This window comes from Streptomyces pactum (assembly GCF_016031615.1).
Lineage (GTDB): Bacteria > Actinomycetota > Actinomycetes > Streptomycetales > Streptomycetaceae > Streptomyces > Streptomyces pactus.
On record NZ_JACYXC010000001.1, the window covers coordinates 60,096 to 74,743 of the forward strand.

Here is a 14,648-nt window from a genome sequence, read left to right on the forward strand (position 1 = left end):
CGCGACGCCGTCACCGCCGGACTGACCCTGCCCCGGAACTCCAGCGTCTTCGAGGGACACGGCAACCGGATCAGGATGCTCAAGCGCCAGATGTTCGGCCGTGCCGGTTTCGCACTGCTCCGCGCGCGGGTTTTTCGGCGTGGATGTTGGTCAAGGGCCGGTGGTGTGCCGGGCCGCTTCCTCGAAGTGGCTCTCCACCCGCGCTTTCACCCCCTCGTTCTTCCAGCGCTCGACCTCGCGCGGGCTGCGGAGCCTGACGACCTCGATGCCCAGGCCGGCGGTCTCGGCGACCTGCCGGGCGTAGCGCGGCCGGTTGTTCCGGTACTTGCGGACGGCGGTGCGCAGCAGGGACCGGCGGCTGAAGAATGCCGTGCTCCAGGTCAGCCGCTTGGCCTGGGGGCTGTCGTCGTGGCCGGCGAGCTGGCGCAGACTGCGGCGGACGACGCGGTAGACGATCACGGGCAGCGGGAAGTCGAGCCAGACGAGCACGTCGGCTCGGTGCCAGACCACGTCAGCGAGCTTGGAGAAGTTGCCCTCGACGATCCACCGGTTGTGCCGGGTGACCTCTCCTGCCTGGCGGCGGAACTCCTCCAGGGGCAGGGGGCCGTCGGGGGTGAACAGGATGTCGTCGAGGTTGGTGTGGGGGTGGCCCAGCTGCTCCGAGAGCCACCTGGCCAGGGTGGTTTTCCCGGTGGCCGGGGGTCCGAAGAGTGCGATCTTCTGCATCGTGGCCTCACCTCCGCAGCGATTCGACACGAAAACCCTTACAGCATCTCTGATCGCCTCTTCGGTCGGGCCGCCGGCAGGGCCTGGTGCCGGCCGCCAAAGGCGGCTCCTTGGCCCCGCAGGGGTGGGCCTCGCCCGTGGGGCCTTGCAGGGGCCCGGCGGCGAAGCGCCTGCCCGGAGGGCGGAGAGAGCCGCCCGCGGCCGAAGGTCACGATGGGGCGGCGTTTCACGGCCCTCACATCGCGACAGATGACCGAAAGCCGAGTTCGCCTCCTCGGTGATCGCCGGGCCGGTCAACGTGTCGGGCCCGTCGGAGCACGGCGTGCTCAACGGCTTCGAACGACTGGCCGACGTGGCGGATGTGCACCCCCTGTCGGCGTTGTCTCCCTTTCCGCGCCGCCCCGCCTTAACAAGTGGGCGACCGCCCATTAGAGTGGGCGCATGCCCACTCCATGGCAGGGACAGCCGGACAAGTCCCCATCCGAGCCCCACCATCACCGGCAGACCGCCGAGTCGTTCGGCGTGGACGCCGAACGCTACGACCGCTCCCGGCCGCCGTACCCCCAGGCCCTGGTGGACAGGATCGTCACGGCAAGCCCCGGCCGGCACGTCCTCGATGTCGGAGCTGGCACCGGCATCGCAGCCCGGCAGTTCCGGGCGGCCGGCTGCACGGTGCTCGGTGTCGAACCCGACGAGCGGATGGCCGCCTTCGCGCGACGCAGTGGTGTCGAGGTCGAGGTCGCCAGGTTCGAGGACTGGCAGCCGGCCGGGCGGCAGTTCGATGCGGTCATCGCAGGTACCGCCTGGCACTGGGTCGACCCCGTCGCCGGCGCGGCCAAGGCGGCTCAGGTGCTCCGGCCCGGCGGCCGGCTCGCCCCCTTCCACCACGTCCCCCAGCCCCCGGCCGAGGTGATCGACGCCCTGACCGAAGCACTCCGACGGGTAGCTCCCGACTCCTCGTTCGACCCCCGCCTGCTGAGGGGATCGGCCGTGGATGCCTACCAGCCAATGTTCGAGAAGATCGCCGACGGAATCCGGCGGACCGGCAGCTTCAGCGAGCCGGAACAGTGGCGCTTCACCTGGGAGCGCACCTACTCCCGAGAGGAGTGGCTCGACCAACTCCCCACTTTCGGCGGCCTCACCCAACTCCCCGGAGAAAAAATGGCCGCGGTCCTGGACAGCGCCGGGAACGCGATCGACATGCTCGGCGGCCGTGCCACCATGCCCTACACAACCGTTGCGGTCACCTCGACTCGCCTTCCTGCAGCCTGACCTTCGACAAACGTCGGGTGTCGTCGGGGCACCCGCGCACCGCCGGACCGGGTGGCCGCCGCTCAGGAGGCGGCCCGCGCCCGGGGGTCCACGACGATTGCGGGCGTCCTCGCCGCCGGTCTTGTTCCGGACGCCGTGGTACCCGTGCTCCTCATAGTCCAGGAGCCCTCCCAGGAGTGCTGTCACTCCCGTGATCAACGCCGGACTCATTCCCGGGACCGCCCTCCAGCACTCGGGGCGTCCCGGGGACGGTCCCGTCCGCTGATGCCGGTGCCCAGGACCCGGCGGCCGGCCCGCCGGCGCCCCGGACCGGGTTCGGCGCCGTCGTCCAGGAGCCACTCGTCGGCGGCCCGCTCTGCGGCGGTCCGCGTGCGGGGGTCGCGGGGGCGGGGTCGGGCAGCGGCCGGCCGGGGCCGAGAGGGCGGCGGGTGCTCATGACGGCAGTCTGCCGTGCCGCACCCTGCCCGCGGGCCGGGATCAGGTGGTCGGTCGGCGCAGAGCGACGACGGTCGCATCGTCGCGGCGCAGCTGCCCGGTCTCCTGGTCCTTCTCGCCCTCGGCGGCGGCGACGAGCGCGTCCGCCAGGGTCTGCGGGTCGCCGGCGTACACCCGGCACAGGCCCTCGGCCGTCTCCTGTGACACCTGGTCCACGTGGGCCGCATCCCGTCGTGCCTCACCGAGCACATCGACCGGTTCGGCGAGTACTCCACCCACGCGCGGCGTCCAGCCCGAGGCGTACGGCCCGAAGCTGGACGCCGTCCCCATCCCGCTGCGCGACCAGGGCCTGACCGCCGTCGGCTTCGGCCAGGCCGCACCTGATTCAGTTGAGCGCTGTGTCGGCGGGTGCGGGCTCCGCGGCAGGCCCCTCGCCGGTGCGGGGGGTTTGGGTGCGGTAGGAGTGGCCGAGTTCCGGGCCGAGTCCGAAGTAGTGGCGGAAGTTGTAGATGAGGGGGCTCCAGGCGCCGGGGTCGATGTGGTCGGTGCCCGGAACGACGATGCGGGAGTCGGCGTGCACCTTGCACACGACTGCCTCGACGATGACGAAATCCCCGGAGACGTCCGGCTGCACCCGCTCGGCGCGGGCCTCCAGTTGAATCGGGCATCCGGCGACGCGAGGCGGCCGGACCAGGTGGGACGGCTCGCTGGTCAGACCGGCTGCGGCGAACTTGTCCGGCTCGAAGCGGCAGCCCTCGGGCTTGGTCGTGGGCACCGGATTCCGGCCGGTCAGCGGCGCCAGCCGCTCCACCGCCGGCCACTGGGTGGGGGCCGGCAGGTTGATGACCAGGTCGGGGCGGCTGCCGAGGTTGTACGCGGTCTGCCCCTCGCGGCCCAGCCCGATCACCACCGTCCGTCCGAGGGCCCAGGCGGAGGACATCGGGGCGAGGTTGAACGAGCCGTCCTGATTCTCTGTCGACAGGAGCACCACCGGTGTCCCGAAGTACAGGATGCTCGGCTCGATCTCCAGGTGGGTGGCGACTGTCTGTGCGGGCAGGGTGCTAAGTGGTGCCGTGTTCATGGCGAGGAGCCTAGGGTCCGGTTGTTTCGGCCGGGGCCGAAGCGTTCCAGGTGACAATGGACCGCATGGACACACAGCGCGCGCAGGTAGCCGGTCCCGACCTGGCCACCGTGGCGAAGCTTCTGGCCGACGGTACGCGGGCGGGCTTCTGTCTGGCCCTGCTCGACGGCCGGGCTTGGACAGCGACGGAATTGGCACGTCACGCGGGGGTGGCGCCCTCGACCGCGACTGAGCACTTGCACGCGCTCGTCCGCGGAAACCTGCTGGCCGAGGAACGGCAGGGCCGCCACCGCTACGTGCGCCTGGCCGGCCCGCACGTCGCCGAGCTGGTCGAGAGCCTCGCCGCGATGGCGCCCGAGCGCACCCCGGCGCCCCGTTCCCTGTCGGCGGCCGGCCGCCGGCAGGCCCTCGCCCACGCCCGCACCTGCTACGACCACCTTGCCGGGGCCGTCGGGGTCGCCATCACCGATGCGATGCTGGAGCGGAGGCTGCTGCACCTGGAGCATGGACTCGGGCTCACCGGCGCCGGGGCGACCTGGCTCGAAGATCTCGGCATCGCCGTCCCGACCGGCACGCGCCGGCCGTCGGTACGGTCATGTCTGGACTGGACCGAGCGCCGCCCCCACCTGGCCGGCGCCGTCGGTGCCGCCCTGTGCCGTCACGCGTTCGACACAGGCTGGATCACTCCCGTCGGTACCACGCGTGCCGTCGCCGTCACCCCCCTCGGCCGGCAGGCCCTCCGCCGCCACCTCGGCCTGTCCGATGAACTCCTGTCGCGAAACTGAGTAGCTCTGAGAGACCGCGGACCCCCACAGGACCGTGTCCGGTTTGCCCCTGTTCTCCGTACTCGCAACCGCTGCCGTCCCCGGCCGGCAGCGGGCCCGGCCGGGCGACTCTTCGAACCCCTGGCCCGTGCCGCCTTCACCGGCAGCGTCTGCGCGGGGCTGCGGGCCGACGCCTTCACCCCGCGCCGCCTCGGTTCCTCGCCCACGCCGTCCTTCTTGACGCCGGCCGGGTGCAGGCGGCCCGGACCGTGCCGTACGGGACGAGCCCGCGTCGCCGGCGGGTCTGCACGCGCTGTTCGTCACCGAGCTGTGGCTTACGCTCCTCCCCTCGCGCCGGACGTGGCGGGAAGGCACCGCCGTGACGGAGACCTCACGCCGAGGAGCACCGTCCTGCGGGTCGGGCGTCCGATGTGTCTGGCCTATCCGCCGCCCGGGCCGAAGAGCGCGCCCTGCACCGGTGTGCCCCGCGGTGGCCGCGGGCGTGGCTGCAGCCCGGCGGCGGCGTCCAGCTCCAGCAGACTCCGCCAGTGCCCGGCCTGCGCCCCCTCCTTCAGCAGGCGGCGGAAGACCTCAGCCGTCGCCTCCACGTCGGGCATCGCGCGATGCCGGTACGCCGGCTTGGGGATGCCGTAGTAGCGCAGCAGCTCATCCAGCCCGCAGGAGGACAGGCCGGGCAAGACCTTCCTGGCCATGCGCACGGTGTCCACCAGCGGGGTTGCCGCGAGGGTGGGGCAGTGTGCGCGCTGCCGGGCGATCAGCCCGGCCTCCGTCGAGGCGTGCTGGGCCACGAGCCGGTACGGAGGTGCGGTGAGCAGCCGGTCCAGGTCACCGAGCACCCGGGCAGCCGGAGCGGCGGCGCGCAGCGCGGCCGCGGTGATCCCGTGGATGGTGTCCCGTGCGGTGACCGGCACGTCGTCCGGCGGGCGGATCAGTGCCTCGAACCGGCCGTCCTCCACCAAGGTTCCGTCGCGCACGACCAGCGCAGCGGCGGCCACTTCGACGGGCTCGGCGGGCCGGCCGGCCGGGGTCAGCGCCTCGAAGTCGATCACAACAAACGTGTGGTGGCGCAGAGCGGTCAGGATGTCCATCGAGACATCTCCTGTCGGACGGGAGCTGCTGGAGTTCCTCCTTCCGATGGCAGTGCGGAAGGAGACGGCCGGCAGACGGTCTACCGCACGCGTCGCGTTCGGGCGCGGAATTCGTGGCGTCGTGGCCTTCCGGCAGGCAGCGGTGCGAGGCGGCGCACCGGGTTGAACCGGTGGGCCAGGGTGGGTGATGGCGGGAGGGACAACGGTCGGGTCGTTCGTCGTGGTCACCAGCGGCAGACCGGTGGCAGCGCTCAGCCTGCGCCGCAGTTCCACCGCCGTGACCGACTCCGGTCCCAGTCCCGCAGACCCGCCTCGGGGCCGACGGTGTCGGAACCGCCGTAGCCCAGCACCGCTGCCAACTGCGAGCGCACCACGTCGAGCAGCAGCCGGTGCCGCTCCTCCTCCGGCAGCGCGGCCACCTGCTCCGACGCCACGGTCCACTCCGGCGCCTGCCCGTGCCGACCGGGCCCCCGGACCGCCGCCCGCCGGTCGCGAACGGCCGGGATGTCGTCGAACACGGCAGTCGATGACCGCTCCGCCAGGTGGTCCGCGACGTCGCCCCAGTGGATGTCGCCGAAGGCGAGGGTCTCGCCGGGGCTCTCCGCGAGCACCCGTTCCAGCACCGGCCCGACCAGTTCTTCGGGCATCGGCCGCTGCCAGCCTCCGCCGAGGTACGGATCGGCGTCGACGGCCTCGGTGCCGACGGCGGACGCGGTGCACCGGCCGAGGGCGAGCAGGGACGCGGCCCGGCCCTGGGCCCGGCGGCGTTCCACGAGCGCGCCCAGCAGCGCCGCCGCGGGCGCCTGCTCCTGGTGGTCCGGCACCGCGAGGAAGCCGGCCAGCGGAACGCACACCACGAAGGACTCCAGCTCCATGACTGCGGTGAGTGCGTCGAGGTGGAGCACCGGCAGGGTGAGCTCGCGGGTCCGCTCCTCCGCCGGTGCCCGCCGGTGCGGTGGGGATGAACGTCAGGACGCGGGTCAGCGGGTGCTCCACGGGCATCTTGGCGAGGATTTCCGCGAGAGCGGCGCGATCGCCGACGTCGCAGGAGTCCACCGTGGCCCGCGCGCCGGTCGTGGCGAGCCGGGAGCGGACAGCATCGGCGTCTCCTCCCTCCCGCACCAGGACCACGATGTGTTCCGCGCCCTGGTCGGGCGGCAGAGGCCGCGGCGTTCCCGCACCGCAGCCGAGGAGCCGCCTCACCCCCTGCCCGGAGCACACCGGCCACCACTCCGCTCGGCCGAACCGACCTCCGACGGTGTACCGCTGGTGTTCGCCGCCGGCGACCGTCTCGCCGGTACACCCCGCACCGGGGGTGTGTCCGGCCGCGTCCGGCAGGCGGCCGCGGCGGGTACGGGAGCGGGCCCGTGAGCCTGTGGGAGGTCACGGGCCCGCTGCGGCGCCGTCGGGTCGGGACGGATCAGAAGGTGAGGTTCCAGCTGTCGATCGTCCCGGTGTCACGGGTGGCGATGTCCCGCACCCTGAGCTTCCAGGTGCCGTTCGCCGTCTCCGCCGAGGCGTCGACCGTGTAGGTCTTGGCCACGTTGTCCGTACCGTCGCTGTCGGCGAAGTCCTCCAGCGGGTACACGGTCCCGTCGGGCGCCACCAGCGACAGGACGAGGTCACCGCGGTAGGTGTGCTTGATGTCCACACCGGCCTTGAGGGTGGCCGGGGCGTTGCCGCTCACCCCGCTCACCGTGATGGGGCTCTCCACGGTGGCGTTGTCGGCGATGGCCATGTCGTCGAGGTTCTGGAAGCTCTTGCCGGGCGGCTGAGTGGCACCGCCGACGGCCTTCAGCGCGTCGGTCTCGCCCTCGCCGAAGAAGCCGTTCTTCGCCGTGGTCCCGGTGCAGCGGCGGTCGGCGGGGCAGGGCAGGTCCCTCGCCTGGGCGGCGAGACGGCTGCGGATGTCGGCGGGGGTGAGCGACGGGTTGACGCTGACCATCAGTGCCGCCACGCCGGTGACGTGCGGGGAGGCCATCGACGTACCGCTCAGGTTGCCGTACTTGCCACCCGGGAGGGTCGAGTAGACGCCGCTCGCCCCGTCACCGCCGGGGGCGGCGATGTCGATGACGTCCGTGCCGAAGTTGGAGTAGGACGCCTTGCCCGAACCCTTGCCGGTGGCCGACACCGTCACCACACCGGGCAGTTCGGTGGGGATGTCGATGCAGGCGTTGGTGAGGGTCCGCCGGACCGGTGTGGAGTCGTTGGGGCTGGACGTGTCCGTGGTCTTGTTGGCGAGGTCGTAGTCGGAGTTGCCCGCCGCGGCGACCTGCAGGGAGCCCTTGCTCTCGGCGTACGCCTGGGCGCGCCGGACGCCCTCGATGATGGCGCCCTGGTCGAGGTCGTCGGGGCAGTTGAACATCCACGGATCGGTGTAGTAGCTGTTGTTGGTGACCTTGAAGCCGTGGTCACCGGCCCACACGAAGCCGCAGATGGTGTTCTCGGCGAAGAACAGGCCGCTGCCGGGCTCGGCGATGCGGACGGAGGAGATCTTCACGTTCGGCGCCACGCCGATGACGCCCTTGCCGTTCTTCGCGGCGGCGATCGTGCCCGCGACGTGGGTCCCGTGGGTGTCGACGTCGCGCCAGGCGCCCGCCCGGGTGTCGGGCCTGCCGTAGGCGCAGGACACCGAGTCGGCGGCGTTGAAGTTGGGGGCCAGGTCCTGGTGCCGGTCGTCGACGCCCGTGTCGAGCACGCCCACCTTGACCGTGGCGGAGCCGGTCGTGACCGCCCACGCCTTGTCGGCGTTGATCTGGGTCATGTCCCAGCGGTTGGTCTCGGTCAGGGTGGTGGGGGTCTGCGAGGGCGTGGAGGGCAGGGCCGGGTTGTAGGCGTCGGCCGGCACGTCCGAGGTCCGGGTGGCTCCGACCTGCTGGACGCCGGAGACCCCGCGCATCGTGGCGGCGAAGGAGGCGGACGCCGAGTGGGCGACGACGACACCGATCGCGTCGTAGTGGGCGAAGACGGTACCGCCGTTGTCCGTGACGGCGGAGCGGACCGACGTCGTGTCACCGGGGGCGGTGATGACCAGGTAGGCACGGGTGCCGGCGGCCCAGGCGCCGGAGGCCGAGGCGGTGGACGACGTGGTGGACGACGAGGCCGGTGCGGAGGCGGACGCGGGGGCGGCGCCGGCGAGCCCGGCGGGTGCCAGGATCGTCAGCGCCGCGCCGGCGGCGGCCAGGGCCAGGGTCGCCGGGCGCAGGCGTCTGGATATGAGGGTCAAGGGGTCCTCCGAGGAACCACGGGTGGGGGGTGAACCATCCCTCCGCGCGAGGGACGGACACAACATGCCGGATGTCCGCCGTGAGCAACAGGGTTCGTCCGTCGGCAACTCGGCCGGGCGCCCGGGACGGCCCGGGCCGCAGGGAAAACCCGGTACGGGTCCCGGTACCCCGGTGCGGGAAGACCCCGTGCCGGTGAGGGTGGCGGGGTGCGCCCGAGGGTGCCGGCGGATGAGCCCCGCCCGGCCTTCCCCGTCCGGCGTGTCCCCCCTGGTCTCCCGGCTTTCCCCTTTCCTGCCTCCTCCTGCTTCCTCGGTCCCCGATCTCCTGCCGGACGCCGGTCCGCCCGGGCTGTTTCCGCCACCTCTTTTCCCCGGTCGCCGCCGGATCACGGCCCGGTGGTCCGCCCCGGCCCCGGCCCGCTCCGGTGCGGGCCGCATCCCCCGGTGCGAGCGGCCGTACGACGTCGGCGGCACCGCGGCCGTCAGCGTCCCACCGGGTCGGCCTTAGGCGCCGCCTCCGGGCTCGTCAGTGCCAGGAGATCGCCGTCGTCGAGCGGGGTGGGAAGGGTGAGGGTGGCCGGAGGTTCGGTTCCGCCGGACACGTGGGCCTCGCCGTGGCCGCCGCGGCTGACGGCGGTGAGGTCCGCTCCCGGGGGTGCGGCGACCGCCCGTGGCCGCACCCCGCCCCGCGGTGCTGGTCCTGGTGGGCTCCGACAAGGGCTGAGGCGACGAGGGCGACAGCGCTGTCGTCATCGCGGGCCAGTTGGCGCAGGACTTCCTGCGCGGTCGTGCCCGGGATCTCGACCAGCGCCTGAGTCAGGCGGATCCGCGTCGCGGAGTCCGCGGTGGGCGCGGCCAGCGCGCCGACCAGGGCGGTCGTGATCCGGTCCGTGCACGCGGGGTTCCGGGACAGCGATCCCAGGACCTCCGCCGCGTCGACGTCGTTGACCCCCTCCACCACCATGCTGACGAGTGCGGGCACGGCCGCGGCCACACCCTGCCTGCCCAGAGCCAGAGCAGCGTGACCGCGCACCGTCGTGTCCGGGTCGGTGAGGGCGTCGGTCAGCACTGCGGTGGCACCCGGAGCCTCCGGTATCTCGGCGATCGCCAGCACCGCGCGCCGCCGGATGCCGGCGTCCTGCGAGTGCGTGCCGGCGTGCAGCGTCGCCACGCCGTCGCCGCCTGATCGGGCGAGCGCCCAACGCAGGGCGCCCGCGACGTGCGGGTCGGGCTCGGCCAGGATCGCTTCGGCCAGCAGTTCGGCGGGTACCGACGCACTCTCCGGCCGGGTCAGGACGGCCCGCTGTCTGCGCGCTGCGTCGGCCGAGCTGAGTTCCCTCATCAGGGCGACGATGCGCAGCACGTGCTGCCAGTCGGTGGGGGCCGACGCGTCGATCGCACGGAGCCGCTCAAGCAACTCCTGTTCCCGTGCCAGGCGGTCCTCGGTCCGCCGGACGAGGTCGCTGACCAGGTCGGACGGTGTGAAGGCAGGGTCCTGCAGGGCCTGCCCGATCTGCTTGAGCGAGAGCCCGAGGGACCGCAGGCTCTCCACGTGGAAGATGGTGCGGACGTCCTCGGCGGAGTATTCGCGGTAGCCACCGACGGTGCGGCCCGTGGGCCGCACCAGTCCCAGGGCGTCGTAGTGCCGGAGCATCCGGGTGCTCACCCCGGAGCGGCGGGCCACCTCGCCGATCAGCACACTGTCCCCTCCTGGGCATTGGCGGTCTCCGCGGCCGCCGTCAGCTCGGCCGTCTCCGCCGGTCCGGCGGTTTCCGAGGTCGCGGCGTCCGCTGACGCGGCGGCGGCAGCAACTCCTTCCGGGCCGAGTGCGACCACGCGCTTCGCCTCGTCGAGGGCCACGTCGAAACCGGTCTCCGGGTCCTGCCGGAGCAGCTCGGTGGCACGGGCGTGCGCGGCCACCGCCGGGTCGGAACTCTTCATGGCTCCCGCCAGGGCGGGTTCGATCGTGTCACCGAGGTCGACCAGGGCCCGGCTCAGACTCAGCTGCACCTTGCGGTCGCCACGGCCGAGGTGCAGAACCAGTTCGTCGGCCAGGTCCTTCTTCTCGTCGTCGGGCACGAGGACGACCGCGACCCGCCACGCGGTCCGCGCGACCTCGTCGTCGGCGTCCCGCAGCATGTCGCGGGTGATCCAGGTCCACGTGCTCTTGTCACCGATCTTGGACAGTGTGTGCAGGGCCTGGCCGCGGGCCCGGGGCCGCTCGGATGCGAGCTCCCGGCGGATCCGGGGCAGGGTGACCTCCGGCGGGAGGCGGGTCAGCGCCCAGGACAGCATGTCTCGTACGAAGAAGTCCGGCTCGATCCCGCACCGCTCGACGAGTATCTCCAGGAACACGGGGTCGGGGTTCGAGCCGATCGCCAGAGCGGCCCGGAGCCGGACCGACGCATGTTCGGCGCCCAGGGCGTTGAACAAACGGGTGTTCTGTGGGGTCGTGTCGGTCGTGTTGATCGGTACCACCTCCTCCGCCCCACTGAAAACCTTGTCACCGTGCCAAGGTCAAGTCGTGACCGGCAGCTCGGGAACATCCGCTGCTCACGGATCCTGGCGGCCGGGTGAAAAGTGGCCGGTACGGCCGGCCGCGGGGGTGGGGCCAGAACTGGTCGGGGCCGTACGCCGACCGCGGGGGCAGAGACGCCGCGCGTCCACCGCGCCCGCGGAAGAACACCAGCGTCAAACGTTCCCCCCTCGTTGGACTCACGGCGCCCTTTGCCGCCTCAACGTGTCAGCGGCAAGCTACTTCAACCAGGCCCTGCTCAACGGTCCTGGAATGAGGCGTTCATGCGTGACGACGACGTGCCGGTCGTGGTCAGCCTCGGAGCTGACGGTGTGCGCGCTGATCACTTGCACGAGTACCGGGTAGCGCCCGGTCACCTGTGTAGGCAGGGGCCTCAAAGACGAGTTCGAGACCGTCCTCCTCATCCCACTGCTCCCCGACCTGAGCAAAGCCAAATCCCGAGATCGTGGCCAGGGATGCCACGTTGTCGGGACCGATCGTCGCCCGCACGGTCGTGACAGCGGGTTCCGCTGCTGCCCGGTGAAGCAACTCGATCAGTATGGACCGGGCATATCCTTGGCGGCGGAAGTCGGGAGCGACGGAATAGCCGATCTCGACCATGCCGGCCTCATCGGGCGTCCGTGGAATCCGGCATGTCCGACGACCAGGCCATTGTCGCCGACGACCGCCTGCCGAACCATCCACCGCGCATGACCGGGATCGGCGGCCATCTGGTCGAGCCGGAACCGCCACAACCACCGTGCTCTGTCGGTCACGAAATACCCGGGCAGGGACACCCCGGCCATCCTGCTGGCTTCGGAGAGGTCTCCGGCCAGCAACGCGGACATCGCCCAGCCGGACAGCTCGACACAACGGATTCGTTTCGGGCCCCGCCTGGGCGGTAGCCGGTGGTCGGCCTCATCTGTCACCCGCGGATGCTCGCTCACCAATCTGAAAGGTGTCCAACGAATTCGGAACGAACCACTGGCGCAGCACGGCTCGAAGACCGCTGACGCCGTCCGGCCCGCGTCCGGTCCACGCATATGCGGATCACGCGGGCGGGGCGGCCGGGAGGTGCGGGGCGGCCTCGTCGGCGGTGTAGGAGGAGGCGAAGGTGAACGCGCGCGGCGAGGGGCCGTGCGCCCGCAGCTCCGCCAGCCGCTCCAGGGCCTCGCCGACGGTGGGGAGGTGACCGGCGGGGACCCACCAGAGCACCAGGTGCGCCTCGACGTGCCGTTCGAACCATTCGCGCCGCCGCCGCATCACGTCCAGGTGCCCGCTGCGGTAGGCGAAGTCCCACAGCGCCTCCTGGGTCTCCCACACCGACAGGTTGACGATGACGTCCTCACCGGCCGGGCGCAGGCCGGTGGCATCGGCCGCTCCGTCCTCCACGAGCCGCCACACGAAGCCGGGCGCACCGTCGGCGGCGGCGTTGACCGGGTCGAGCAACTCGACGAAGGACGCCGTGCGTGGGTCGTCGAGGGGATGACGGAGGGTGGCGACGTTGAGCTGTGCGAGGTGGGCGGCGTGCCGGGATGAGGTCATGGCCTCATCCCAGCACGGCCCGTTCTTCTATGTCAACGATCATTGTTTTTAGTGGCCTCGACCACCACGCAGCACTCCCCCGGCCTGGCGTCCAGCCGTGCCCGGACGGGGCCGTCCGCGCCGAGCAGCCCCTCCAGCAGCGCGAGGTTCATGCCGCAGACCAGCGGCGGGTGGCGCTCGGCGACGGCGTGGAAGGGACAGTTGCGCATCCGGACGACCGGTGCGGCTGCCCGGGCCGTCCGCTCCGCGGCCTCCGGGGCTGCGGTGCCCTGGAGTTCCTCGGCACCCTCGCCGCCTTCCAGGTGGGGTTCGTAGCCGCGGGCGGCCAGCATGTCCATGGCCTCTTCCAGTCCACCGCAGGGCGCCGCCGAGCCGCGCAGGGCCTCGCCCCGGCGGCGCGCGGCGGCGCAGAGTTCGGCATCCAGCCGGGCCTGCTCGGCGGCCTCGGCGAGGAGTTCCGCGGCGGTGCGGTAGTCACGGGCGGGCAGCGACACCGCCCGCTCGGTCCGCGCCCGCGTGTACACCTTGGCGGGACGGCCCGCCCCCGGGCCCGAACGGCCCGTCAGGCGACGGCTGCCGCTCTCCAGCAGCCCGGCCTCGGTCAGCCGGTCCAGATGGTGCGCGGCGAGCGTGCGCGCCACCCCGGCCGCCTCCGCGGCCTCGTTGCGGCCGACCTCCCGGCCCCGTGCCGCCACGTACTCGTACAGGCGGCGCCGCACCGGATCCTGCAGCACCGCGATCGCGTCGATGTCCTCCACGCGGCCATCCTAGGAACAACGCAGGTGGGAGATGGAAGGCCGGGCCTGCCGCGGCGGGGTGCGGCCCGAGGAGGACCCCGGTTCACCCCGGCGTGGTCGACGACGGCGGTGCGAGGGAAGAGCCGGCCGGATGGCGTCACCCGGCGCGCGCGTGGTCCTCAGCGCGTGTCCGTCAGCCCGCCGGTGACGGCGATCACTTCACCGACGGTGAAGCTGGAGTCGGCATCGGACGCCAGGTACACGTAGGCCGGAGCCACCTCCTCCGGCTGGGCGACGCGTCCCATGGGGGCGGAACTGCCGAGGTTGGTCAGGTAGTCGTCGGGGAAGCGCTGGCCGGCCAGGTTGAGTACCGTCCAGGTGGGACCGGGGGACACAACGTTGGCGCGGACCCCGCGCGCGGCGAGGTGGGAGGCGATGGACTTGGTGAAGACCACCAGGGCCGCCTTCGAGGCGGCGTAGTCCATCATCATCTCGCTGCCCTTGAGTGCCTCCTCGGAGGCGGTGGCGATCACGGCGTCGCCGTGGGACAGGTGCGGCAGCGCCGCCATGAGCAGGTGGAAGTAGGCGTAGACGTTCGTCTTGAAGACCCGGTCGAAGTCCTCGGCCGTCAGGTCGGACAGGCTGTTCTGGCTGTTGAGGTAGGCGGCGTTGCTCACCAGGACGTTGAGGCCGCCCAGATCCTCCACGGTGCGCTCGACGGCGTTCGCGCAGAACGCCGGGTCACACAGGTCACCGGGCAGCAGCAGGCAGGTGCGGCCCTCCTTCTCGACCGCCGCGCGGGTCACGTCGGCGTCGCGTTGTTCTTCGGGCAGGTACACGATGGCGACGTCGGCGCCTTCCCGCGCGTAGAGAACGGCGACCGCGCGGCCGATGCCGGAGTCACCCCCGGTGATCAGCGCCACCTTCCCGGCGAGCTTCCCGGAGCCCCGGTAGTGGGGGGCCTGGTAGCGCGGGCGCACCTCCATCAGCTCTTCGAGGCCGGGCCGCTGCTGCCGCTGGAAGCGGTAGGGCGGGGTGATCTCCGCCTCCTCCTGCGGCATCGCCGGCCGGTCGAGCGGTCCGTCGCCCGCGCTGTTCTGCTCCACCACCACTGACCTCCACGTGCTCCCGTACTCGGTCGGTGCCGTCCTCCGTCGGCACCTGTCCTTCGCCTGTCCGTGGCGCAGGCACTCAAACGGCCGGCCCTCGCGTGAACCGTCGCCGCCCGCCCGGGGCCG

Annotated in this window: 14 protein-coding genes; 2 read left to right on the forward strand and 12 right to left on the reverse strand. The window is 72.3% G+C overall.

Annotation, left to right across the window (positions count from 1 at the left end; genetic code table 11):
* Nucleotides 1-150: 150 nt before the first annotated feature.
* Entirely contained in the window at nt 151-726 is a 576-nt protein-coding gene (locus tag IHE55_RS00275) for a P-loop NTPase family protein (protein WP_197987157.1), read from the reverse strand.
* 441 nt (nt 727-1,167) lie between these two features.
* Between IHE55_RS00275 and IHE55_RS00280 the strand changes: the two genes are divergently transcribed.
* A complete protein-coding gene (locus IHE55_RS00280) occupies nt 1,168-1,998 on the forward strand; it encodes a class I SAM-dependent methyltransferase (RefSeq protein ID WP_197987158.1) in 831 nt (276 codons plus the stop codon).
* A 477-nt stretch (nt 1,999-2,475) separates the two neighbouring features.
* Here the strand turns inward: IHE55_RS00280 and IHE55_RS00285 are convergent, their stop codons facing one another.
* Together IHE55_RS00285 and IHE55_RS00290 are read right to left on the reverse strand one after the other, a co-directional pair.
* A complete protein-coding gene (locus tag IHE55_RS00285) occupies nt 2,476-2,712 on the reverse strand; it encodes a hypothetical protein (RefSeq protein ID WP_197987159.1) in 237 nt (78 codons plus the stop codon).
* A 106-nt stretch (nt 2,713-2,818) separates the two neighbouring features.
* Nucleotides 2,819-3,514, reverse strand: coding sequence for a flavin reductase family protein (locus tag IHE55_RS00290; protein WP_197987160.1), 696 nt, complete (start codon nt 3,512-3,514; stop codon nt 2,819-2,821).
* A 56-nt stretch (nt 3,515-3,570) separates the two neighbouring features.
* Here IHE55_RS00290 and IHE55_RS00295 point away from each other — a divergent pair, with 56 nt between their 5' ends.
* Nucleotides 3,571-4,299, forward strand: coding sequence for an ArsR/SmtB family transcription factor (locus IHE55_RS00295; protein ID WP_197991679.1), 729 nt, complete (start codon nt 3,571-3,573; stop codon nt 4,297-4,299).
* Nucleotides 4,300-4,718: 419 nt separating this feature from the next.
* Here IHE55_RS00295 and IHE55_RS00300 read toward each other — a convergent pair whose 3' ends face one another.
* From IHE55_RS00300 to IHE55_RS00340, 9 genes are all read right to left on the reverse strand, one after another.
* Nucleotides 4,719-5,387: a 3'-5' exonuclease gene (locus tag IHE55_RS00300; RefSeq protein ID WP_197987161.1), complete on the reverse strand. Its 669-nt coding sequence runs from the start codon at nt 5,385-5,387 to the stop codon at nt 4,719-4,721.
* 251 nt (nt 5,388-5,638) lie between these two features.
* A complete protein-coding gene (locus IHE55_RS00305) occupies nt 5,639-6,292 on the reverse strand; it encodes a beta-ketoacyl reductase (protein WP_197987162.1) in 654 nt (217 codons plus the stop codon).
* 515 nt (nt 6,293-6,807) lie between these two features.
* A complete protein-coding gene (locus IHE55_RS00310; RefSeq protein ID WP_232265741.1) occupies nt 6,808-8,577 on the reverse strand; it encodes a S8 family peptidase in 1,770 nt (589 codons plus the stop codon).
* A gap of 562 nt (nt 8,578-9,139) precedes the next feature.
* Nucleotides 9,140-10,312: a MerR family transcriptional regulator gene (locus IHE55_RS00315; RefSeq protein WP_307826415.1), complete on the reverse strand. Its 1,173-nt coding sequence runs from the start codon at nt 10,310-10,312 to the stop codon at nt 9,140-9,142.
* Nucleotides 10,306-11,046, reverse strand: coding sequence for a HEAT repeat domain-containing protein (locus IHE55_RS00320; protein WP_232265390.1), 741 nt, complete (start codon nt 11,044-11,046; stop codon nt 10,306-10,308). Before IHE55_RS00320 ends, IHE55_RS00315 begins: the two co-directional genes overlap by 7 nt.
* A 394-nt stretch (nt 11,047-11,440) precedes the next feature.
* Entirely contained in the window at nt 11,441-11,749 is a 309-nt protein-coding gene (locus tag IHE55_RS32480) for a GNAT family N-acetyltransferase (protein WP_307826416.1), read from the reverse strand.
* 429 nt (nt 11,750-12,178) lie between these two features.
* Nucleotides 12,179-12,673 carry a DUF3291 domain-containing protein gene (locus IHE55_RS00330; protein ID WP_197987165.1) on the reverse strand — a complete coding sequence of 165 codons (495 nt, stop codon included), beginning with the start codon at nt 12,671-12,673 and terminating at the stop codon, nt 12,179-12,181.
* A gap of 32 nt (nt 12,674-12,705) precedes the next feature.
* Complete coding sequence (locus IHE55_RS00335) at nt 12,706-13,431, reverse strand: helix-turn-helix transcriptional regulator (protein ID WP_197987166.1); 726 nt, start codon at nt 13,429-13,431, stop codon at nt 12,706-12,708.
* Between the two features lie 158 nt (nt 13,432-13,589).
* Entirely contained in the window at nt 13,590-14,519 is a 930-nt protein-coding gene (locus tag IHE55_RS00340; RefSeq protein WP_307826418.1) for an SDR family oxidoreductase, read from the reverse strand.
* Nucleotides 14,520-14,648: the final 129 nt, after the last annotated feature.

What these genes read in the sequence shown, in the direction of transcription:
- IHE55_RS00275 (WP_197987157.1), bottom strand. Translation starts at nt 726, where the DNA reads ATGCAGAAGATCGCACTCTTCGGACCCCCGGCCACCGGGAAAACCACC.
- IHE55_RS00280 (WP_197987158.1), top strand. Translation starts at nt 1,168, where the DNA reads ATGCCCACTCCATGGCAGGGACAGCCGGACAAGTCCCCATCCGAGCCC.
- IHE55_RS00290 (WP_197987160.1), bottom strand. Translation starts at nt 3,514, where the DNA reads ATGAACACGGCACCACTTAGCACCCTGCCCGCACAGACAGTCGCCACC.
- IHE55_RS00295 (WP_197991679.1), top strand. Translation starts at nt 3,571, where the DNA reads ATGGACCGCATGGACACACAGCGCGCGCAGGTAGCCGGTCCCGACCTG.
- IHE55_RS00300 (WP_197987161.1), bottom strand. Translation starts at nt 5,387, where the DNA reads ATGGACATCCTGACCGCTCTGCGCCACCACACGTTTGTTGTGATCGAC.
- IHE55_RS32480 (WP_307826416.1), bottom strand. Translation starts at nt 11,749, where the DNA reads ATGGTCGAGATCGGCTATTCCGTCGCTCCCGACTTCCGCCGCCAAGGA.
- IHE55_RS00330 (WP_197987165.1), bottom strand. Translation starts at nt 12,673, where the DNA reads ATGACCTCATCCCGGCACGCCGCCCACCTCGCACAGCTCAACGTCGCC.